Source organism: Pseudomonas beijingensis (assembly GCF_030687295.1).
Classification (GTDB): Bacteria; Pseudomonadota; Gammaproteobacteria; order Pseudomonadales; family Pseudomonadaceae; genus Aquipseudomonas; species Aquipseudomonas beijingensis.
This window is the reverse complement of the sequence record NZ_CP117425.1, coordinates 1,288,857-1,309,549: the sequence shown is the minus strand read 5'-3', so window position 1 is coordinate 1,309,549 and position 20,693 is coordinate 1,288,857. Positions and strand designations below refer to the sequence as shown.

Here is a 20,693-nt window from a genome sequence, read left to right as displayed (position 1 = left end):
TCGGATTTCGATTGTAACCAAGCGAAGCCAGCCTCAGGATCGCGCCGTCATCCCTTTGAGGCTCCTCTATGAAGTTCTCCTCCATTCTCTTGTTGTCCCTTAGCCTGGCCAGTGGCATCGCTTCTGCCGGTGGTACTGCCGAAGCAGGTGTAGGCGGCGCATTGGGCGGGGTTTTGGGTTCGGTCGTCGGCCAGTCCCTGGGCGGCAACACCGGGTCCACTATCGGCGCGGCGCTGGGCGGTGCGGGCGGTAGTGCAGTCGGTGCAGACAAACACAGCCGCGGCGAAGCGGCGATCGGCGGCGCACTGGGCGCAGCCGGCGGTAACGTGGTCGGCCGTAGCGTCGGCGGCAGCACCGGCAGCCTGATCGGTGCGGCAGCGGGCGGTGGTGCCGGTGGTGCCCTGGGTAACTACATGGGCAAGGACGATGACGACGATCGTTATGAAGGTCGTCGTGGCGATCGTCGCTACTATCGCGACGGCCATCCGGGTCGCGGCCATGCCTATGGGCATCGCAAGCACAAGCATAAGCATCGCTATCACGATGACTGACCGCTGGCTTTAACTACCCGCCGGTAAAAGATCGCAGCCTACGGCAGCTCTTCCCAGAGTCTGACCGAAGGCTGCGATTTTTCGTTTCAGACCACCAACTGCTCCAATGCCCCGCGCAGCCGATCCGGAATCGCCACCGGCCGATTCGTTGCCCGATCCACGAATACGTGAACAAAACGCCCCGCCGCGCAAGCCTCCTCCTCGCCCGCCTTGAACACCGCCAGCTCATACTGCACCGAACTGCTGCCCAGCTTGCCGACCCGCAGGCCGATTTCAATCCGGTCCGGAAAGGCGATCGAGGCGAAGTAGTCGCAGGCCGAACTCACCACGAACCCCACCACGTCTCCATCATGGATATCCAGGCCGCCGACTTCGATCAGGTAGGTATTCACAGCGGTATCGAAAAAGCTGTAGTAGGTGACGTTGTTGACGTGACCGTACACATCGTTGTCGTGCCAGCGCGTGGTGATGGGCTGCAGGTGTGGGTATTCGTTGCGTTGGGGCATCAGGTGTCCTTTACGGTTGTTCAATGATCTTAGCGTGGCCAGGCCTTAGGCCTGCGCGAATCCCTTGCCCCGCGCCGCCAGCTCGCCGATCAGCCGCGCGGGCTTCCACTGGTCGCCCTGCTTCGTTTCGAGCGCCAGCAGTCGTGCGTGGATGGCTTCCAACCCCTGCCCGTCAGCCCAGGCCATCGGCCCGCCCTTGTCCGCAGGGAAGCCGTAGCCGTTGAGGTAGACCAGGTCGATATCGTGGGCCGACTCGGCAATGCCTTCCTGCAGGATCTTCGCCCCCTCGTTGACCAACGCCAGCAAGCAGCGCTCAAGGATTTCCTCCGGGCCGATCTCGCGCCGCTGGAAACCCAGCGTTTCACTGACCCGCAGCACCAGCGCATCGACCTCGACATCATGCTCGGCCTGTCGACTACCCGGCTCGTAGTGATAATACCCATTGCCGCTTTTCTGGCCGAACCGTCCCAGCTCGCACAAACGATTGTCCACCTGCACCTCGGGCGCATCCTGGCCCTGGCCCGCCAACTCACGGGCGCGCCACTCCAGGTCGATGCCCACGACGTCGTACATGCGAAACGGCCCCATGGCGAAGCCGAAACCTTGCAACGCCGCATCCACCTGATGGGGGAACGCCCCCTCCAGCAGCATCTTGCGCGCTTCCAACACATAAGGATGAAGCATCCGGTTGCCGATGAAGCCATGGCAGTTGCCCGATATCACGCTGACCTTACCCATGCGCTTGCCCAGCACCAGGGCCGCATCCAGCACCGCTTTGGAGGTGTGTGCGCCGCGAACGATCTCCAGCAGCTTCATGATGTGCGCCGGGCTGAAGAAATGCAGGCCCAGAACCTGAGCTGGCCTGCGCGTGACGGCGGCGATGGCATCGATGTCCAGCGCCGACGTGTTGCTCGCCAGGATGGCCTCGGGCTTGAGCAGGCCGTCCAGCTCGCGAAAGATTTTCTGTTTGAGTTCCAGGTTTTCGTAGACCGCTTCGATCACCAGATCCACGTCACGGATCGCCGCATAATCATCCGCCCGTGTCACCCGGGCGATCCGCGCATCGGCCTCACCCTGGTCGATACGGCCCTGGCGTACGCCATGGGCATAGGTCTCGGCCACGGCGACCAGTGCCTGCTCGAGCATCTGCGGATTGTTGTCGACCCACTGCACCGCCACGCCGGCGTTGGCCAGGCACATCACGATGCCCCGCCCCATGGTGCCTGCACCGACCACCGCGGCGCGCTGAATATCGAAAGGTGTCTGGCTCATGTTGGCTCTCTTATTGGCGATCCGAAGACAGCCTTCACCTTAGTCAGCCGCCGAATGTTTTTGAAATTTATTCGTGTGATGAGGGGCATTCAGCGGATGGATGCAGCTCACAGGTGCGCTTGGGCCCATTGGCGAACCTCAGCGTATGGATACGCTTCCAGTGCGGCATACCCAGGGATCTTCCGCGCCTTCAATCGGGTAAACAGCGGCACGCTGATCCCGCACAGGAAGCGAGTCAGGCGCTCGGCAGACGGCACGTTGCCGCTGTGCTGCTCATGCTTGTGGATAAAGTCGCCACACAGCGCCTCGAAATTTTTATCCACAAGCGCCGGCAACGCAGGCGGCTCCGGCAGGCGAGCGACATGCCCATGGCACACCGAACAATGGCCACACGGGCGTGGCGCATTGTCGTCACCGAAATACTGCGCCAAGCGATGACCCAGGCAACGGTCGGTGGCGAACAATTCGAGCATGGCGTGGATCCGCGCGATTTCACCCTGTTCATGCCGAGAGAAATAAGCATGTAGCTCGGCGCTCAAGACCGGCACATCCAGGTCCGCTTCCAGCACGCTGTACACCTCGGTCATCTGCTTGCTTTCCAGCTCGATCCAGCCTTTTTCCTGGAAATAATCCAGCGCCTTGACCACGCGATTACGCTCAGCGTGATACTGCTGGTACATCCCATCGAAATCCACCGTGGCCCAGGCCCGGGCGCGACTGGAGGTCTGGATGATGGCCGCGACAAAGTCCCTTCGCTCACCTTCGAAGCGCTCCAGCAGCTCGTGCGGCTCGGTCAGGTACTTGAAGCGATACTCCGCGAAATAGGCATAGCGCGGCGCGATCAACCGGCGCAACTCCAACTGGACCAACAACGTCTTGAGCGGCAATTGCCGGACGTTGCTCTGATCCGCCAGCGGGCCCAGCAAGAACTCCCATTGCCCATCGGCGGCGGCAGCCTTCAGTTCATCGAGCACGCAACGAATACCTGCAAGCTCCGGCGTATCGCCATACACAAAATTTTCCAGCACATTGAGGCTGTCGCGGTTGGCCAGCACCAGGCAATCGGACGGCTGCCCATCCCGTCCGGCACGGCCGATCTCCTGGCTGTAGTTTTCGATGGACTTGGGCAGGTCGAAGTGCACGACGTTGCGAATGTCGCTCTTGTCGATGCCCATGCCGAAAGCGATGGTCGCGACGATGCAATTGGATTGCCCACCCATGAATCGCCGCTGGATGGCTTCACGTTGGTCATGGGGCAAACCGGCGTGATAGGCCTCGGCCTCGATACCGTGCCGGCCCAGGTGTTCGGCGATCTGCTCGGCGGTTCGCTGCAAGGTGACGTAGACGATGCTCGGCTGCCCGGTACGCTCGCCCAACCACTGCACCAGCCGTTCGCGCTTATCGGCACCCCGCACGGGCTCGACCAGCAGATTGAGGTTCGGTCGGTAGAAGCCGGTCGTCACCACATCGGCGGCGGCAATGGCGAATTTCGCCTGCATGTCAGCGATGACCTTGGGTGTCGCGGTAGCCGTCAGCAGCAATACCTGGGGAATGTTGAACTGGTGCTGGTAATCGGGGAGCTTGAGGTAGTCAGGTCGGAAGTTATGCCCCCATTCCGAAATACAGTGGGCCTCGTCCACCACCAACAACGAGATCGGCACCTGCTGCAGGAAATTGCGAAAACGCTCGTTCTTCAGGCGCTCCACGGAAATCATCAGGATTTTCAGCTCACCCGAACGGGCCCGCGCCATGGCGTCGTTGGTTTCGTCACGGCTCTGGGCCGAATCGATACTGGCCGCCGCGATGCCGTGGCGCTTGAGGAACGCCAACTGGTCCTGCATCAACGCCAGCAGTGGCGAAACCACCAGGGTCAGGTGCGGCAGGAGTAAGGCTGGCAATTGATAACACAGGGACTTGCCCGAGCCGGTGGGGAAGATGGCCGCCGCCGACCGACCGGCCAGTACAGCGCCAATGGCTGCCTCCTGACCGGGACGAAACTGTGGATAACCGAAAACCTGTTCCAGGGTGCTGTGCATGCGCGGTCGCTCCTTTGACTGCTGCGATGCCCAAAGCCTAGCGGGACAACGCAGCGAGTCGAGAAAAGGTCGGGGTCAAAAACGATACCGGATGATACAGCCTCGGCGTCCTTGCGCCCTGCCACGAAGTGATACAAACCCGGGCACTTTGATGCCTCGTTCCCCTTCCGTTTGCAGTTTAAGGTTCGCGTCCAACTCATGCGTTACATCGAGGCCAGGAGGCCTGGTGCTCAAGACGATGTTCAAGGAACGAACGATGCCATACCCAATTTCCGCGCTGCGCGCCCTGGCGATAACCTCGGTCTCACTACTGGTCGGTTGCTGTCCATTCCCGAACGACCCGGCGTAGAACCGGCGGTGTTCGAAACCCCGGAATATCACGCGCAGCGAGGCTTGGCCGTGGTCAAGGCTTCGGCGTTGTATGCACGCGGCGGCACGGGCCAGGACGTGACCGTGGCGCTGATCGACTCAGGGCTCAGCACCGGCCTGAAGGAGTTCGAAGGCCGGCTGAGTGATCCGGGATTCGATTACGTCGAGAACCGTCCCGGCACGGTTGACCGCGTTGGTCATGGCACGCAAATGGCCGGCATGGCCGAGGGTTGATGGACCTTGAGGCGGCTTCGCGGCATGCTCCTGGGCCCATGGTTGACTGAGTCGTTGCATGGGGTCGGAGCAGGGGAAAAATATTCATCGTTGCGTTGAGGATTGGGTGCAAGTTTGGTGGTTACCAAACATCCCGATAATCAAAAGACACTTGATAGTCATACATTGATAAATCCAACGAACCTCTCCCAACAATTTTCACTGCGTGTAATCATTGCAACTAATTTGAAAAATGTAGTCAGGATCGTAAATACGCTTTCCTAAAATTCCTTCCAATTCATTAAGCTGTGAGTTTGTGAGGTCATAGCCCTCCCAGCCCTGCTGTTCGTTAGTCCACCCCATAATCTTCTTTAGATGTTCGTCATGCCCCTCCGGTAACCGTTCCTCAAAAGCGAGGAATCCGGTTTTTTTCTCAAAGGCTTCAATTATATAAATCATGGCTCAACGCTCCTGGTTTTATCTGCGGGCTTGGTTTGTTCTCCTGTAGTCGGATCATACTCACCGAGATGTAATCCACGCTTGTTATACATCTCGACTGTTCCGTGCTGTGAATCCCATTCAAGAATAGTTCCCTTAAGTGTTTTCCAGCGTTTTCTGAGGGCGCCACCACCTTTAACCCGAGTTTTACGGTCGGTGCGCACAGCATCAGGAAAGGCAATCAATTTTTCTGGAGCTTTATAATATTTATGATCCCCCGGAAGATTTAAAACAATATAAAGCGGCGAAACCCCAGAATCCGCCGGAAACACAAGAATGAAATCCTTGTACTCAGGTGGATAAATCGGGTTTACGATGATGCTGTCCGCCGCAAGCGTTGGCGGAAAAATCCAGATATGGGGAGCCTGTGGCGCGGCCTCCAGCGCTGGGATGCCCAACGTCGCGGAAGGGTCGATCGCCGGCGTCCAGATCAACTCCACCCCATCGCCAAAGTCCGCCACTTGCTGATCGCCGCGAGCCTGGAACGTCACGACGGGAATCATTTCCCACTCACGTCGCGTCTGGGTGTTGTAGCCGTATCCCTTGAGCGTGCCATCAGCCTGGGTTTCGACATGCAACCGAACCCGCGTACGAGCCTGCTCCAAGGAGCGCAGTTGCTCTTCGGTGTACAACGAACCGTCACCTAGGTTGGTGGGCATCAGCAATCCCACCAGGCCGATCAGTACACCCGCCGCCACCGGCGCCGTGACCGCGCCAGCAGCCCCGGCCGCCGCACTATAGCCGGCCGGCATCGTCCTACCCAAGACAAACGTGCCGAAACTTGCCGGCAACGACCCGCTGATGCGCTTAAGTTGAATGAGCTCTGAGTCGTCGGTCTGACGCCCACCCAACAAGGTAAATTGGCCGTACTCCCTCAGGGCTTCAGTCGGGATGTAACCGGTCGGGTTGTGGTAGTCGATCACCGAATCAGGCAGCTTGCAGGACTTGGCAAATACGCAGCCCTTCAAGTCTGAAGGTGGCGCTTCGCGAACCTGGACCAGACGCTTGCGCATGTACGCCGCTTGCCTGGCGAGCATGTCCTCATAGGCCTGTTGATCGGCGTCTCTTTTCTCCAGTTCACTCGGGGTCATGTCCCGCAGGATCCTGTAGCCCCGATCACCACCGTAATGCTCCCAGACCTGCGGAACACCAGTCTTTCCTTTTGTCATGCTTCGCCCTTGCTCGGTCGTCTTTAACCCATTGAAAGGGCGTGGCAAACCTTACCGGGCGACTAAAGGTTTACTCAGCAGACGGTTCCTAGACGGCTGTGAGATCTTTCTTCTTTTCCAATGAGCAACGATTTCCCCCTAAACTTTCCCTCCAGACGGACGCGCACCAATACCCCGGAACCCTCGCCATGCACCTCGCCCCAGACTTCCCCGACAATCACACCATGCGCCAGCTCATGGAACTGCTGCACGAAGAGATCGGCCTACCGGAGCGCAAGACGATCCGCCTGGGCACCGCGATCAATCTCGACTTGGGTTGCGATGGCGCGGATGCCCGCCACTTGATGGAGGCATTGGAGGAACGGTTCGCCATCGAGCTCATCGACTACGACGCCTACCGCTATTTTCAACCTGAAGGGTTCGATGTGTTTCAAAAACGCAGGGCCAAGGGCCGGGGGAACAAGATGCCACTGACCATCGGCATGCTTTACAAGGCAATCAAGGCGCAGAGATGGGACACGCGGGAAGTGGAGGAGAATGAGGTGACTTGAGCACCTTAAGTGGCATTATTCTGGCTGTCTGGCTCGATTTTCAGCTGGAATAATGGCAGTTTCCAGCCCTGCACACATAACTAACCGCCCATAAAAAACCGCCCATAAAGGGCGGTTTTTCATTCAACAACCAAGCCTTACAGCTGCGGACCCGCAGCCTTGATCGCGTCGCTCACGTCGAACTTCTTGAAGTTCTCGGTGAACAGACCGGCCAGTGCCTTGGCCGCTTCGTCGTAGGCGGCTTTGTCGGCCCAGGTGTTGCGTGGGTTCAACAGGCCAGTCTCGACGCCCGGAACAGCCAGCGGCACGTCCAGATTGATGATGTCCAGGTGTTCGGTTTCAGCACCGATCAGCGCGCCGCTCTGGATGGCTGCGATCACCGCACGGGTGGTCGGGATGTTGAAGCGCTTGCCAACGCCGTAGCCACCGCCGGTCCAACCGGTGTTGACCAGGTAGACCTTGGAGCCGAAACCGCGGATGCGCTTGATCAGCAGCTCAGCGTACTCACCGGCTGGACGCGGGAAGAACGGGGCGCCAAAGCAGGTGGAGAAGGTCGACTTGATGCCGCTGCCCGAACCCATTTCGGTCGAGCCCACCAGTGCGGTGTAGCCGGACAGGAAGTGGTAGGCGGCTTGTTCTTCGCTGAGGATCGACACCGGCGGCAGTACGCCGGTCAGGTCGCAGGTCAGGAAGATCACGGCGTTTGGCTCGCCACCGAGGTTCTTCGGTGCGCGTTTTTCGATCAGCTCACGCGGGTAGGCGGCGCGGCTGTTCTGGGTCAGGCTATCGTCGGCGTAGTCGGCTTTCTTGGTGACCGGGTCCAGGACAACGTTTTCCAGTACGGCGCCATGCTGGATGGCCTTCCAGATGACCGGCTCGTTCTTCTCGGACAGGTCGATGCACTTGGCGTAGCAGCCACCTTCGATGTTGAAGACTACGCCCACGCCCCAGCCGTGTTCGTCGTCACCGATCAGGTAACGGCTTTCGTCGGCGGACAGGGTGGTCTTGCCGGTGCCCGACAGGCCGAAGAACAGGGTCACGTCGCCCTCTTCGCCCATGTTGGCAGCGCAGTGCATCGGCAGCACGTCAACCGCTGGCAGCAGGAAGTTCTGCACGGAGAACAGGGCTTTTTTCATTTCACCGGCGTAGCGCATGCCGGCGATCAGCACTTTCTTGGCCGCGAAATTGATGATCACGGTGCCGTCGGAGTTGGTGCCGTCGCGCTCAGGCTCGCAAACGAAATTCGGCGCGTTGAGGATCTGCCACTCGTCCTTGCCGCCGGCGTTGTATTGCTCGGGGTTGATGAACAGGCAGCGGCCAAACAGGTTGTGCCACGCCGTCTCGGTGGTCATCTTGACCGGCAGGTAGTGCGCAGGATCGGAACCTACATGCACGTGGGAGACAAAACGCTCGCGCTCGCCCAGATAGGCTTCGACGCGGTTCCACAGGGCATCGAATTTGTCGGCCGGGAACTTGCGGTTGATCGGGCCCCAGGCGATGGCGTCCTGGGTGGTTGGCTCTTCCACAATGAAACGGTCGACTGGCGAGCGACCGGTACGATGACCGGTACGAACAACCAGCGCGCCAGTATCGGCAAGCTCGCCTTCACCGCGATTCAGGGCTTCTTTGACCAGTTCATCGACACTCAGATCGGTGTACACGGCGTTATTGGCTTGCGTCATGAGATTCCCCGTCGGCCCGTGGCCGAGTGCTCCAAACGTTTTGTAGTAGGAAGTCGCGCACTACTACCCGAAAAAAGTGGGCCGGATTATGCCAGAAAAGCCCAAAAAAAGTAGGGCCCTCCCGTCAGTACGGCGTAAATCCGGCGTTTGCCAGGAGATTTACCTGCGCTGAACCGTTTTAGTGTCGAGTATCTGACGGTGTGTCGACACCCGCACCGGCGAACAATTGAGCGATGTCGGCCGCGTCGAACAGGTAGCGCTCGTTGCAAAACTGGCAGTCGACCTCGATGGCGCCACCATGCTCGATCACCAGTTGCTGCGCATCTTCCAGACCCAGACTGACCAGCGCATTGCCGGAACGTTCACGAGAGCAGCTGCAGTGGAAGCGCAACGGCTGGCCGTCGAACAAGCGTACCTGCTCCTCGTGATAGAGGCGATGCAACACGGTTTCGTTGTCCAGGCTCAGCAGCTCATCGGCGCTCAAGGTACTGGCCAGAGCGGTGATGTGCTGCCAGCTGGCGTCACGTTCTTCCGGGTCGCGCAGGCGATCGGCGGGCAGTTGTTGCAACAGTAAACCCCGCGCGCGCCGCCCGTCGGCGTAGAGCCAGAACCGGGTATTGGTCTGCTGGGACATGACGAAGTAGTTGGTGAAGCAATCGGCCAGGGTTGCGCCGTCCAGATCGACGATGCCCTGGTAACGCTGGCCTTGGGTCGGATCGACCGTCAGGGCCAACACGCCATTGGGCATCATGTCGGCCAGGGTCGCGTCGGGCGCGATCTGTTCGGCGTCATAACGGGCCAGGCCGCGGATTTCGCGCTCGCTGGAGCACTCGATCATCAGCAACGGCACCGGGCCATCGGAGCGGGCCTGAAGAATCAACAAGCCATCGAACTTCAAGGTGCCCACCAGCAACGCCGCAGCCGCCATCAGCTCGCCGAGCAGCTGTGCGACCGGCTCCGGATAGGGGTGCTTGGCAAGGACTTCGGCGTAGCTACGCTCCAACGCCACTAGCTCGCCACGGGCGTCGCTGTCATCGAAGATGAAACGTTGGGTGAAGTCGGTATCCGGTAAATCAGTCATAAGGTCTGGTATCTGAGGTGATGACAAATGATGGCGGGCATTTTATGGCCATTCCGGGTGGGTTCCAAGCAAGGCGGGGTTTTCTGACGGGAAGGCGCTGCCAACTCATCTGAATGTGTGGCCTGACACATTGTGGCGAGGGAGCTTGCTCCCGCTGGGCTGCGCAGCAGCCCCAAAATCTTACGGTCGCTACGCAACCGAGTGGGAGCAAGCTCCCTCGCCACGGATGATCTCCAATGGCCGGTGCCTTATTCGCTGTTGCTGCCATGAAACTTGAACAGGTCCCGGCGCTGCTTCTTGCTCGGCTTGCCGTCAGTGCTGACACCCAGGGCGCCGGCCTTGCGTTGCGCGGCGGCGGTTTCGCGCTTGGCGATGCTGGCCTCGGTTTCGCGATACAGCGCCTGCGCTTCAGGTGCACCGCGACGCACGATCGACAGGGCCTCGACCACCACGGTCTTTTCATCGAACCCGGTGCGGATGACGAACTCATCGCCGATGCGAGGCTCCTTGCCCGGCTTGCAACGCTCTCCCCGGTGATGGACCTTGCCGCTTTCGATGGCGGTCTTGGCCAGGGCCCGCGTCTTGTAGAAGCGCGCCGCCCACAACCATTTATCGAGACGAACCTTGTCGTCCTCTTCCTTTTTTTGTGCCACTGCCATTCCTCTTTCTGCCGATAGCCGGAACTGTACTACCGTTTTTGTCGGGCGCACGAATCCGGCCCGACGGATAGAATGCCCGCCAAACCGACGCCGCACCTATCGCCTGGGTCGGAATCGGTTACAAGCACACACAAGTGCGTAGATAACTGTCGCCATTTTGTGATTATTCTGCGTGAATACCGCGATTCGCGGAGTCCACGATCCGATGCACTGATCGCAGGTTTTTTTATTGAAGACTTTTGACCATTTGACCGTTGTCGGTCTGCGCGAGTGGGTGGCGCTCCCGGACCTGGGAGTCGCGGGCCTGCGGGCAAAAATCGACACCGGGGCCAGCACCTCCAGCCTGCATGCCACTGACATCGAGCCGTTCGAGCGCGATGGCGAAAAGTGGGTGCGCTTCACGGCGCACCTCGGCACGGTGGTGCAGTTGCGCCATCGTCGCTGCGAAGCCCCGCTGGTGGCGCGCAAGACCATAAAGAGTTCCAACGGCCACGCTCAGGTCCGCTACGTGATCAGCACCACGTTGGCGCTGGGTGACAGGGTCTGGCGGGTCGAGTTCACCCTCGCCTGCCGCAAATCCATGCGATATCGCCTGTTACTGGGTTCCAAAGCCTTGATCGACGGCCAACTGGTGGTCAATCCGGGTACCAAATACGTTCAAGAAAAGCCGGTATTCCCGGTGTCCACTACCTCTGCCACAGGTGTTGCATGAAGATCGCTGTGCTGTCGCGTAATCCGCGTCTGTATTCCACTCGTCGCCTGGTTGAAGCCGGGACCGAACGAGGCCACGAAATGGTGGTGATCGATACCCTGCGCGCCTACATGAACATCGCCAGCCACAAGCCGCAGATCCATTATCGTGGCAAGCCGCTGGAAGGGTTCGACGCGGTGATCCCCCGCATCGGCGCATCGGTGACGTTCTATGGTTGCGCGGTGTTGCGCCAGTTCGAAATGATGGGGGTGTTTCCCCTCAACGAGTCGGTGGCCATCGCCCGCTCCCGGGACAAACTACGCTCGCTGCAACTGCTGTCGCGGCGCGGGATCGGCCTGCCAGTCACCGGTTTCGCCCACTCCCCCGACGACATTCCCGACCTGATCGCGATGGTCAACGGCGCACCGCTGGTGATCAAGGTGCTGGAAGGCACCCAGGGCATTGGCGTGGTCCTGTGTGAAACCGCGACGGCGGCGGAGTCGGTGATCGAAGCGTTCATGGGTCTGAAGCAGAACATCATGGTCCAGGAATACATCAAGGAAGCCGGTGGCGCGGATATTCGCTGCTTCGTGGTCGGCGACAAAGTGATTGCCTCGATGAAGCGCCAGGCCAAGCCCGGTGAGTTCCGCTCCAACCTGCATCGCGGTGGTAGCGCCAGCCTGATCAAGATCACCCCGGAAGAACGCATGACCGCCCTGCGGGCCGCAAAAGTCATGGGCCTTGCCGTGGCCGGCGTGGATATCCTGCGCTCCAATCACGGGCCGCTGGTGATGGAGGTCAACTCCTCGCCGGGCCTGGAAGGCATCGAGACCACCACGAGCAAGAACGTGGCCGGGATCATCATCGAGCACCTGGAAAAGAATGGCGGGCCGAACATGACCCGGACCAAGGGCAAGGGCTGACTCAATACAAGACCCTGTGGGAGCGAGCTTTTGTGGGAGCCGAGCTTGCTCGCGATGGCGGTGAATCAGTAAAGTTGATCTTGACTGACACACCGCCATCGCGAGCAAGCTCGGCTCCCACAGGGCCCGCTCCCACAAAGTTCTCTGTCTTACTTGAGAGAGATCGCTACACCGCATCCCGAGGCAGCATCAAGCCCAACGGCAACCGTACCCGAGCCTCCAGCCCGCCACCGGCGCGGTTGCGCAGCTCGACGTTGCCGCCGTGCATCGAGGCGATGCGCTTGACGATGGCCAGGCCCAGCCCCGTGCCTTTCCCTCCCCGGGCGCGATCGCCCCGGGTGAAGGGGTTGAAAATGGCTTCCAGCTCCGAGGGATCGATGCCGGCGCCACGGTCCATGACGCTTAGCACCACGTAAGGCGCGCTGGTGTCGCCGGAGACATAGGCCGCGACTTCGACGCCAGCACCGGCATGGTTCAGGGCATTGCCGATCAAGTTGTTCAGCAAACGTTTCATCGACACCCGGCGCAACGGGAACGGTTGGATCGGCTCCAGGCGCAGGTGCACTTTCTCGTCGTTCTGGTTATAGGGCGCAACCACTTCCCGCACCAGCTCGCTGAGGTCCACCTCCTCCACGGATTCATCACGACCGTCGCGAATGAACGCCAGGAACTGGTCGAGAATCGCGTCCATGTCCTCGATGTCGCGGACCATCTCGTCGGTCAGGTCGGTATGTTCGCCCATCAACTCCAGCGACAACCGCAGCCGGGTCAGCGGCGTGCGCAGGTCATGGGAGACGCCCGCGAGCATCAGTTCGCGCTCCCGCCCGGCCTGTTCCACATCCTCGGCCATCTGGTTGAAGGCGCGGTAGACCTCGGTCATCTCGCTGGGCGTATCGCTGATGGGCAGTCGCACGCTGCGTCCCTGACCCAGCTGGCGGGCAGCGTAGACCAGGCGTTTCAACGGTTGGTTGAGCTGGCTGACGAAGATCCACGCCGACGCCGTCGACAGCAGGCCGATGGCCAGGAACCAGCCAAGCACGTTCCAGATTTTCTGACCGCGCAGCGGATGCGGGTACAACGGCACTTTCAGCCAGCCGTCCCCCAGGCTCGGGGCCCGCACCCAAAGCGCCGGCGGCGAGTGCATGCGCAATCGCACCTCGGTATCGGCGCCCAGTTCGGCCTGCATCTGGCGTTGATAGATCTCGCTGTAGGGCCAGTGCTGCTCACCCTCCGGCACGCCGGCGCCAACGACACGGATCAGGGTCGCCGCCTCGGCAATTTTCGCCCGGTTGGTTTCGTCCGCCGCCCAATACGCCCGCAGGGTCAAGGCAACGCCGTGGCTGTACTGCCGGTCCACGAGCACGTCCTCGTTCATCAGCAGGTACACCAACGTCAGTGCCTTGGAGAAGAGCACGACGATCAGCACCAGCCAGAGGGTGCGGGAGAAGAAACTCTGGGGGAACCAAACGGGGGTTTTCATGAATAACCGCTACACACTTGCAGGAGCGAGCGATGCTCGCACAATGACAGACCGCGAGTCGCCTGGAAGAAGACATTTCAACCGGCCAGACCACCCGCTCCTACAAATCGCCGATCACTTGCTGGCGGCGCCATCCGGCACGAACACGTAACCCACGCCCCACACGGTCTGGATATACCGCGGCTTGGAAGGATCAGGCTCGATCATCCGGCGCAGGCGGGAAATCTGCACGTCGATGGAACGCTCCAGCGCATCCCATTCACGACCACGGGCCAGGTTCATCAGCTTGTCGCGGGTCAGCGGCTGACGGGCGTTCATCACCAGGGCCTTGAGCACGGCGAACTCACCGGTGGTGAGCATGTGGACCTCATCGCCGCGCTTGAGCTCGCGGGTGGCCAGGGACAGTTCATAGTCGCCGAAGGTCACGCTTTCGTCTTCGCTGCCCGGCGCGCCAGGCACCGGCGCCGACTGACGACGCAGCACCGCCTTGACGCGGGCCATCAGCTCGTCGGGGTTGAACGGCTTGGCCAGGTAATCGTCGGCGCCCAGTTCAAGGCCCTTGATACGGCTCAACTCGTCGCCCTTGGCGGTGAGCATGATGATCGGGATCTGGTTGTTGGCACCGCGCAGGCGGCGGCAGGCGGTCAGGCCGTCTTCACCGGGCAGCATCAGGTCGAGTACCACCAGGTTGAACACTTCACGGGCCAGCAACCGATCCATTTGCTCGGTGTTCGGTACGGTGCGGGCGCGGTAGCCCTTGCTGACGAAAAAGCGTTCCAGCAGGCTGCTCAGCCCCGGATCGTCGTCAACAATAAGAATTTTTTCGCCTTCAGCAGTTTGTGCTGTGCTGCTCATAGGAAGCTCCTTTGATCTCGGCGCGCATTATGGCCTAGCTGCCGTTATACGCACCGTGTGCATTGTTAGCAGATTTTTCCTCTATCTCCACAAATCCGGGTATCAAGCCTACAGACCCTGTCACCCCCTCAGGACGGAACGCTGGTTATAATGCCCGGCCTTTTGTGCCAGGGAATGCCGGATCGTGATCCCGGCGTGCCATTTTTTAGCCTTGGCCAGGCAGTACTTTTTGAATTTCGCGGGTCAACAGGCAGCCTTTTGACCCAGGCAGCGGCGCACGCCAGGCCGCTCAACCAGTCTCGCCGAGCCCGGTTTCTGTGGTGGCGAGCCTGATTTCACAATTTTTCAGGTGGTTTTATGGACAGCATCAACAGCCGCATCGCCGAGGAACTCGGTGTACGCCCACAACAGGTCGAAGCGGCCGTCGCGCTACTCGATGAAGGTTCCACGGTGCCTTTCATCGCCCGTTACCGGAAAGAAGTGACCGGCAGCCTCGATGACACCCAATTGCGGCATCTGGAAGAGCGCCTGCGCTACCTGCGAGAACTCGACGAGCGGCGCATCAGCATCCTGGCCAGCATCCAGGAGCAGGGCAAGCTGACCCCGCAACTCGAGCGCGACATCAAGCTGGCCGACACCAAGACCCGCCTCGAAGACTTGTACCTGCCCTACAAGCAAAAGCGCCGCACCAAGGGCCAGATCGCCCTGGAAGCCGGCCTCGGCGAGCTGGCCGACGGCCTGTTCAACGACCCGACCCTGGCCCCGGAAACCGAAGCCGCGCGCTTCGTCGATGCCGAAAAAGGTGTGGCGGACGTGAAGGCAGCGCTGGAAGGCGCCAAGTACATCCTCATGGAGCGTTTCGCCGAAGACGCCAACCTGTTGGAAAAACTGCGCAACTTCCTCAAACAGGAAGCCATCCTCAGCGCCCGGGTGATCGCTGGCAAGGAAGAGGAAGGCGCGAAGTTCCGCGACTACTTCGAACACGACGAACCGCTCAAGAGCATGCCGTCCCACCGCGCACTGGCGATTTTCCGCGGACGCAACGAAGGCATCCTCAGCTCCGCGCTGAAGGTCGGTGAAGAATTGCCCGGCACCATGCACCCGTGCGAAGGCATGATCGGCCAGCAGTTCGGCATCCAGAACCAGAACCGCGCCGCCGACAAATGGCTGGCTGAAGTGGTGCGCTGGACTTGGAAGGTCAAGCTCTACACCCACCTGGAAACCGACCTGCTGGGCGAGTTGCGCGACAACGCCGAGACCGAGGCGATCAACGTATTCGCCCACAACCTGCACGACCTGCTGCTGGCCGCACCGGCCGGCCCGCGCGCCACCCTGGGCCTGGACCCGGGCCTGCGCACCGGTTGCAAGGTGGCGGTGGTGGATTCCACCGGCAAACTGCTGGACCACGCCACGGTCTACCCGCACGTGCCACACAACAAGTGGGACCAGACCCTCGCCGTGCTCGCCGCCCTGTGCGCCAAGCATTCGGTGGATCTGATTGCCATCGGCAACGGCACCGCCAGCCGCGAGACCGACAAACTGGCCGCCGAGCTGATCAAGAAATACCCGGCCATGAAAATGACCAAGGTCATGGTCTCCGAGGCCGGCGCTTCGGTTTACTCGGCCTCGGAGCTGGCCTCCAAGGAATTCCCCGACCTCGACGTGTCGATCCGTGGCGCGGTGTCCATCGCCCGTCGCCTGCAGGATCCACTGGCGGAGCTGGTGAAGATCGACCCCAAATCCATCGGTGTCGGCCAGTACCAGCACGACGTTTCCCAACTGAAACTGGCGCGCGGCCTGGACGCGGTGGTGGAGGACTGCGTGAACGCCGTGGGCGTGGACGTGAACACCGCTTCGGTGGCGTTGCTGGCGCGGATCTCCGGCCTGAACGCCACGCTGGCGCAGAACATCGTCACCCACCGTGACGAACATGGCGCGTTCAAGACCCGCGCCGCGTTGAAGAAAGTCCCGCGCCTGGGTGAAAAAACCTTCGAACAGGCCGCCGGCTTCCTGCGGGTCATGAACGGCGACAACCCACTGGACTCTTCGGCTGTCCACCCTGAAGCCTACCCGCTGGTGCAACGCATCGCCGCCCAGACCGACCGCGACATCCGCTCGCTGATCGGTGATGCCGCGTTCCTCAAGCGCCTGGACCCGAAGAAATTCACCGACGAAACCTTCGGCCTGCCCACCGTCACCGACATCCTTCAGGAACTGGAGAAACCAGGCCGCGACCCGCGCCCCGAGTTCAAGACCGCCGAGTTCCAGGACGGCGTCGAAGACCTCAAGGACCTGCAACCGGGCATGATCCTCGAAGGCGTGGTGACCAACGTCACCAACTTCGGTGCCTTCGTCGACATCGGTGTGCACCAGGACGGTCTGGTGCACATCTCGGCGTTGTCCGAGAAGTTCATCAAGGACCCGCGCGAAGCGGTGAAGGCCGGCGATGTGGTGAAAGTGAAGGTCATGGAAGTCGACATCCCGCGCAAACGCGTCGGCCTGTCGATGCGCATGAGCGACACACCGGGCGAGAAAATCGACGGTGCCCGCGGTGCGCGCCCTGGCTCGACACCCCGCCAGTCGCAAAACACCGCGCCGCGCAAGGAAACCGCCACGGCGGCCCCGGCCAATAACGCCATGGCCTCGCTGTTCGCCAACGCCAAGCAGTTGAAGAAACGCTGATGGACGCGCCAGCCGGGTTGGTGGAGAGCGCGTTCTTCAAGCTGCTCGGCTGCCGTCTGCAGAGCCTGGGGGACGGGGTGGCGCAAGTCGCCCTGAGCCTTGAGCCGCCGTTGCGCAACCGCGGCGGCAAGCTGCACGGCGGCGCGCTGTTCAGCCTGGTGGACATCGCCATGGGCCTGGCCTGTTCCAGTGTCCATGGCTTTGACCAGCAGAGCGCGACCATCGAATGCAAGATCAACTACATTCGCGCCGTGTCCGACGGCGACGTGTTGTGCACCGCCCGGGTCATCCACCCCGGTCGGCGCACGCTGGTGGTCGAGGCCGAGGTGATGCAAGGCGACAAACTGGTCGCAAAAGCGCAAGGCACGTTCGCTGTCCTATAGCTCCCTGTCATCGATTTGAGTTAATTTCGACGCCATGAATGCGGCATCGAACTTCCCTGTGGGAGCGAGCTTGCTCGCGATAGCGGTATGTCAGTTGGCTCGTTATTGACTGCTCCACCGCCATCGCGAGCAAGCTCGCTCCCACAGTGGGGTTGCGGTGGCGAGTCTTTGGCACGAAAACCAGGCGAAAACGCCAGTTTTAACTTCACCCTTGTAGACCGTCTTGCCCACCCCCATATTGGGGCGACTGACGCGTGAAGGAATTCAACTTGAGCGACCTTTTAAACCGCCGCCTGGCCCTGCTCGGCGAGCGCGCCAACCTCTCCCTGCTCGAACAGTGCCTGCACGGCATCGAGCGTGAATGCCTGCGCGTCACGGACGATGGACGTCTGGCGCAGACCCCGCATCCCAAGGCCCTGGGTTCGGCGCTGACCAACGAACAGATCACTACCGACTATTCCGAGTCGCTGCTGGAGTTCATCACGCCGGCCCTGGCCAACCCGGCCGATACCCTGCGCAGCCTCGACAAGATCCACCGGTTTGCCTACAGCAAACTTGGCGACGAGTACTTGTGGAGCCCGTCGATGCCGTGCCCGCTGCCGGCGGAAGAGGACATCCCTATCGCGTATTACGGCACCTCGAACATCGGCCGGCTCAAGTACGTCTACCGCAAGGGCCTGGCCCTGCGCTACGGCAAGACCATGCAATGCATTGCCGGGATCCACTACAACTTTTCCCTGCCGGAAAAACTCTGGCCCCTGCTCCGCCAGAACGAAGCGGCCGAAGTGAGCGACCGTGACTTCCAGTCGTCGGCCTATATCGCGCTGATCCGTAATTTCCGCCGCTACAGCTGGTTGCTGATGTACCTGTTCGGTGCCTCGCCGGCCCTGGACATCGGTTTCCTGCGGGGCCGCCCGCACCAGTTGGAACAACTGGACCCGGACACCTTGTACCTGCCCTACGCCACCAGCCTGCGCATGAGCGACCTGGGTTACCAGAGCAACGCCCAGGCAGGGCTCACGCCTTGCTACAACGACCTGGCGAGCTACACCGACAGCCTGCGCAAAGCGGTGGCAACGCCCTACGCGCCGTACGTCGAAGTCGGCACTCACCAGAACGGCGAGTGGGTGCAGCTCAATACCAACATCTTGCAGATCGAAAACGAGTACTACTCCAACATCCGCCCCAAACGCGTGACCTACACCGGAGAGCGGCCGATCCAGGCCTTGATGGCCCGGGGTATCCAGTACGTCGAAGTGCGTTGCCTGGACATCAACCCGTTCCTGCCGATGGGCATCGACCTCACCGAGTCGCGCTTCCTCGATGCGTTCCTGCTGTATTGCGGCCTCAATGACAGCCCGCAGCTGGAAAACAACGAATGCGGCAACGCCACGAGCAACTTCCTGACCGTGGTCAAGGAAGGTCGCAAGCCAGGCCTGCAATTGCAGCGCCAGGGTCAAGCGGTGGACATGCAGGCCTGGGCCGTCGAATTGCTGGAAAAAATCGCCCCGCTGGCCTCGCTGCTCGACCAGAGCCAAGGTGGCGATGCCCATCGCCAGGCGCTGGACGCGCAATTGGCGAAAGTCCGCGATCCGTCCCTGACGCCCTCCGCCCAGGTGCTGGCCGCGATGGCCGAACACCAGGAAAGCTTCGCCCAGTTCTCCCTGCGCCAAAGCAAGGCCCACGCCGAATTCTTCCGCGCCGAGCCGTTGCCTGCCCAGGAGCAGACAGCCTTCGAAGCAACCGCCCGGGAATCACTGGTCCAGCAAGCCGAGCTGGAGCAGAACGAGGTGGGGGATTTCGATGTGTTCGTGGGTTCGTATCAGGCGAGCATCCTGGCGATCAGTAACTGAGCCCTCTTTGACGAAGACGGCTTTTTGTGGCGAGGGAGCTTGCTCCCGCTGGACTGCAAAGCAGGCCCCTTTTACGGCTGCTACGCAGCCGAGCGGGAGCAAGCTCCCTTGCCACAAGGGCTCCGAGCCGTCTTCAATAGATTTTTTCGAAAATAAGCTCATTCGAAAAAGTTATTTATTTTCCAATTCTTAGATCATTTAGTCTCCTCCAACGCCGAACATCCGGCGGCCTGTTGAGGAGATTTTCCATGTCTTTGCGTTTCCCCCTTCGCCTTCTCGCGGCCGCCTCCCTGGCCGCAACGAGTCTTTTTGCCCAGGCGGCCGACCTGACCGTCGCTTACCAGACCACCGTCGACCCGGCCAAAGTCGCCCAGGCCGACGGCGCCTATGAAAAAGCCACCCAAGCCAAGATCGACTGGCGCAAGTTCGACAACGGCGCCGATGTCATCAGCGCCATCGCCTCGGGCGACGTGCAGATCGGCTACCTCGGCTCCAGCCCATTGACGGCCGCAATCACCCGCCAGGTCCCGGTGGAAACCTTCCTCATCGCCACCCAGATCGGCGCCGCCGAGGCCTTGGTGGTTCGTGATGGCTCCGGCATTAATTCCCCGCAAGATCTGATCGGCAAGAAGATCGCCGTGCCGTTCGTGTCCACCGGGCACTACAGCCTGCTCGCCGCGTTGAAGCATTGGAACATCGACCCGTCGAAAGTCACCGTGCTCAACCTGGCGCCACCGGCCATCATCGCCGCCTGGAAGCGCGGCGACATCGATGCCACGTACGTCTGGGATCCGGCCCTGGGCGTGGCCAAGGAAAACGGCAAGGTGCTGATCACCTCCGCGGAACTGGCCAAGTTCGGCGCACCAACCTTCGATGCCTGGATCGTGCGCAAGGACTTCGCCCAGAAGCATCCTGAAATTGTCACCGCCTTCGCCAAAGTCACCCTGGACGCCTACGCCCAGTACCGCAAGGACCCAAAAGCCTGGCTGGCCGATGCGTCCAATGTCGACAAACTGGTGAAGCTCTCCGGCGCCAAGGCCAGTGATATCCCGCTGTTGCTGCAAGGCAACGTCTTTCCCCTGGCGGCCGATCAGGTCGTGAGTCTTGGCACACCGACCACCCAAGCCATCACCGACACCGCCGCGTTCCTCAAAGAGCAAGGCAAGGTCGACGCCGTACTGCCGGACTACGCGCCTTACGTCAGCGCCAAATACATCACTCACTGATCAAAAAAAGGGA

Annotated in this window: 18 protein-coding genes and 1 pseudogene; 9 read left to right on the top strand and 10 right to left on the bottom strand. The window is 60.9% G+C overall.

Going from position 1 to position 20,693, the window contains the following annotated elements; genetic code table 11:
* Nucleotides 1-68: 68 nt before the first annotated feature.
* The gene (locus PSH84_RS06075; protein ID WP_122565198.1) at nucleotides 69-551 is read left to right on the top strand and encodes a glycine zipper domain-containing protein; all 483 of its coding nucleotides are present in this window, start codon (nucleotides 69-71) and stop codon (nucleotides 549-551) included.
* A gap of 86 nt (nucleotides 552-637) precedes the next feature.
* Here PSH84_RS06075 and PSH84_RS06070 read toward each other — a convergent pair whose 3' ends face one another.
* The 3 genes from PSH84_RS06070 to PSH84_RS06060 form a co-directional block, all read right to left on the bottom strand.
* Nucleotides 638-1,057 carry an acyl-CoA thioesterase gene (locus tag PSH84_RS06070; RefSeq protein ID WP_122565197.1) on the bottom strand — a complete coding sequence of 140 codons (420 nt, stop codon included), beginning with the start codon at nucleotides 1,055-1,057 and terminating at the stop codon, nucleotides 638-640.
* Between the two features lie 45 nt (nucleotides 1,058-1,102).
* Complete coding sequence (locus tag PSH84_RS06065; protein ID WP_305469230.1) at nucleotides 1,103-2,329, bottom strand: 3-hydroxyacyl-CoA dehydrogenase; 1,227 nt, start codon at nucleotides 2,327-2,329, stop codon at nucleotides 1,103-1,105.
* 107 nt (nucleotides 2,330-2,436) lie between these two features.
* On the bottom strand, nucleotides 2,437-4,365 hold the full coding sequence (locus tag PSH84_RS06060; protein ID WP_305469229.1) for a RecQ family ATP-dependent DNA helicase: 1,929 nt from the start codon (nucleotides 4,363-4,365) through the stop codon (nucleotides 2,437-2,439).
* A 318-nt stretch (nucleotides 4,366-4,683) separates the two neighbouring features.
* Between PSH84_RS06060 and PSH84_RS06055 the strand changes: the two are divergent.
* Nucleotides 4,684-4,956: pseudogene (locus PSH84_RS06055) on the top strand (serine protease); the annotation flags it as partial.
* Nucleotides 4,957-5,166: 210 nt separating this feature from the next.
* Here PSH84_RS06055 and PSH84_RS06050 read toward each other — a convergent pair.
* Nucleotides 5,167-5,406 (bottom strand): DUF7683 domain-containing protein, encoded by a 240-nt coding sequence (locus PSH84_RS06050; protein ID WP_305469227.1) that lies wholly within the window; start codon nucleotides 5,404-5,406, stop codon nucleotides 5,167-5,169.
* Nucleotides 5,403-6,614, bottom strand: coding sequence for a colicin E3/pyocin S6 family cytotoxin (locus PSH84_RS06045; protein WP_305469225.1), 1,212 nt, complete (start codon nucleotides 6,612-6,614; stop codon nucleotides 5,403-5,405). Before PSH84_RS06045 ends, PSH84_RS06050 begins: the two co-directional genes overlap by 4 nt.
* Nucleotides 6,615-6,802: 188 nt before the next feature.
* Between PSH84_RS06045 and PSH84_RS06040 the strand changes: the two genes are divergently transcribed.
* Nucleotides 6,803-7,165, top strand: a complete 363-nt coding sequence (locus PSH84_RS06040) for a DUF1493 family protein (protein WP_305482409.1) — start codon at nucleotides 6,803-6,805, stop codon at nucleotides 7,163-7,165.
* Between the two features lie 137 nt (nucleotides 7,166-7,302).
* Here PSH84_RS06040 and PSH84_RS06035 read toward each other — a convergent pair whose 3' ends face one another.
* The 3 genes from PSH84_RS06035 to PSH84_RS06025 form a co-directional block, all read right to left on the bottom strand.
* A complete protein-coding gene (locus PSH84_RS06035; RefSeq protein WP_122565193.1) occupies nucleotides 7,303-8,847 on the bottom strand; it encodes a phosphoenolpyruvate carboxykinase in 1,545 nt (514 codons plus the stop codon).
* 178 nt (nucleotides 8,848-9,025) lie between these two features.
* On the bottom strand, nucleotides 9,026-9,928 hold the full coding sequence (gene hslO, locus PSH84_RS06030) for an Hsp33 family molecular chaperone HslO (protein ID WP_305482408.1): 903 nt from the start codon (nucleotides 9,926-9,928) through the stop codon (nucleotides 9,026-9,028).
* A gap of 248 nt (nucleotides 9,929-10,176) precedes the next feature.
* Nucleotides 10,177-10,581 (bottom strand): RNA-binding S4 domain-containing protein, encoded by a 405-nt coding sequence (locus PSH84_RS06025; RefSeq protein WP_122565368.1) that lies wholly within the window; start codon nucleotides 10,579-10,581, stop codon nucleotides 10,177-10,179.
* Nucleotides 10,582-10,816: 235 nt separating this feature from the next.
* Here PSH84_RS06025 and rimB point away from each other — a divergent pair, with 235 nt between their 5' ends.
* Nucleotides 10,817-11,299 carry a retropepsin-like aspartic endopeptidase RimB gene (gene rimB / locus PSH84_RS06020; protein WP_122565191.1) on the top strand — a complete coding sequence of 161 codons (483 nt, stop codon included), beginning with the start codon at nucleotides 10,817-10,819 and terminating at the stop codon, nucleotides 11,297-11,299.
* A complete protein-coding gene (rimK, locus tag PSH84_RS06015) occupies nucleotides 11,296-12,201 on the top strand; it encodes a 30S ribosomal protein S6--L-glutamate ligase (protein ID WP_003196697.1) in 906 nt (301 codons plus the stop codon). The genes rimB and rimK overlap by 4 nt, the downstream gene beginning before the upstream one ends.
* A gap of 166 nt (nucleotides 12,202-12,367) precedes the next feature.
* Here rimK and PSH84_RS06010 read toward each other — a convergent pair whose 3' ends face one another.
* Nucleotides 12,368-13,681 carry an ATP-binding protein gene (locus tag PSH84_RS06010; protein WP_060739672.1) on the bottom strand — a complete coding sequence of 438 codons (1,314 nt, stop codon included), beginning with the start codon at nucleotides 13,679-13,681 and terminating at the stop codon, nucleotides 12,368-12,370.
* Nucleotides 13,682-13,795: 114 nt separating this feature from the next.
* Complete coding sequence (gene ompR, locus PSH84_RS06005; RefSeq protein ID WP_003196691.1) at nucleotides 13,796-14,536, bottom strand: osmolarity response regulator transcription factor OmpR; 741 nt, start codon at nucleotides 14,534-14,536, stop codon at nucleotides 13,796-13,798.
* 357 nt (nucleotides 14,537-14,893) lie between these two features.
* On the opposite strand from ompR, the gene PSH84_RS06000 reads away from it, so the two are divergent.
* The 4 genes from PSH84_RS06000 to tauA all read left to right on the top strand — a co-directional run bounded on the left by PSH84_RS06000 (nucleotide 14,894) and on the right by tauA (nucleotide 20,680).
* Complete coding sequence (locus PSH84_RS06000; RefSeq protein ID WP_122565190.1) at nucleotides 14,894-17,218, top strand: Tex family protein; 2,325 nt, start codon at nucleotides 14,894-14,896, stop codon at nucleotides 17,216-17,218.
* Nucleotides 17,218-17,601 carry a PaaI family thioesterase gene (locus PSH84_RS05995; protein ID WP_122565189.1) on the top strand — a complete coding sequence of 128 codons (384 nt, stop codon included), beginning with the start codon at nucleotides 17,218-17,220 and terminating at the stop codon, nucleotides 17,599-17,601. The genes PSH84_RS06000 and PSH84_RS05995 overlap by 1 nt, the downstream gene beginning before the upstream one ends.
* Before the next feature lie 269 nt (nucleotides 17,602-17,870).
* Nucleotides 17,871-19,454, top strand: coding sequence for a glutamate--cysteine ligase (gene gshA / locus PSH84_RS05990; RefSeq protein ID WP_122565188.1), 1,584 nt, complete (start codon nucleotides 17,871-17,873; stop codon nucleotides 19,452-19,454).
* A gap of 248 nt (nucleotides 19,455-19,702) precedes the next feature.
* The gene (gene tauA, locus PSH84_RS05985; RefSeq protein ID WP_305469220.1) at nucleotides 19,703-20,680 is read left to right on the top strand and encodes a taurine ABC transporter substrate-binding protein; all 978 of its coding nucleotides are present in this window, start codon (nucleotides 19,703-19,705) and stop codon (nucleotides 20,678-20,680) included.
* Nucleotides 20,681-20,693: the final 13 nt, after the last annotated feature.

Bases quoted from the DNA above. Each gene is read 5' to 3' on its own strand.
- PSH84_RS06050 (WP_305469227.1), bottom strand. From the start codon at position 5,406: ATGATTTATATAATTGAAGCCTTTGAGAAAAAAACCGGATTCCTCGCT.
- tauA (WP_305469220.1), top strand. From the start codon at position 19,703: ATGTCTTTGCGTTTCCCCCTTCGCCTTCTCGCGGCCGCCTCCCTGGCC.
- PSH84_RS06065 (WP_305469230.1), bottom strand. From the start codon at position 2,329: ATGAGCCAGACACCTTTCGATATTCAGCGCGCCGCGGTGGTCGGTGCA.
- PSH84_RS06045 (WP_305469225.1), bottom strand. From the start codon at position 6,614: ATGACAAAAGGAAAGACTGGTGTTCCGCAGGTCTGGGAGCATTACGGT.
- PSH84_RS05995 (WP_122565189.1), top strand. From the start codon at position 17,218: ATGGACGCGCCAGCCGGGTTGGTGGAGAGCGCGTTCTTCAAGCTGCTC.
- ompR (WP_003196691.1), bottom strand. From the start codon at position 14,536: ATGAGCAGCACAGCACAAACTGCTGAAGGCGAAAAAATTCTTATTGTT.
- hslO (WP_305482408.1), bottom strand. From the start codon at position 9,928: ATGACTGATTTACCGGATACCGACTTCACCCAACGTTTCATCTTCGAT.
- PSH84_RS06075 (WP_122565198.1), top strand. From the start codon at position 69: ATGAAGTTCTCCTCCATTCTCTTGTTGTCCCTTAGCCTGGCCAGTGGC.
- PSH84_RS06070 (WP_122565197.1), bottom strand. From the start codon at position 1,057: ATGCCCCAACGCAACGAATACCCACACCTGCAGCCCATCACCACGCGC.
- PSH84_RS06000 (WP_122565190.1), top strand. From the start codon at position 14,894: ATGGACAGCATCAACAGCCGCATCGCCGAGGAACTCGGTGTACGCCCA.
- PSH84_RS06040 (WP_305482409.1), top strand. From the start codon at position 6,803: ATGCACCTCGCCCCAGACTTCCCCGACAATCACACCATGCGCCAGCTC.
- PSH84_RS06060 (WP_305469229.1), bottom strand. From the start codon at position 4,365: ATGCACAGCACCCTGGAACAGGTTTTCGGTTATCCACAGTTTCGTCCC.
- PSH84_RS06010 (WP_060739672.1), bottom strand. From the start codon at position 13,681: ATGAAAACCCCCGTTTGGTTCCCCCAGAGTTTCTTCTCCCGCACCCTC.
- rimK (WP_003196697.1), top strand. From the start codon at position 11,296: ATGAAGATCGCTGTGCTGTCGCGTAATCCGCGTCTGTATTCCACTCGT.
- PSH84_RS06035 (WP_122565193.1), bottom strand. From the start codon at position 8,847: ATGACGCAAGCCAATAACGCCGTGTACACCGATCTGAGTGTCGATGAA.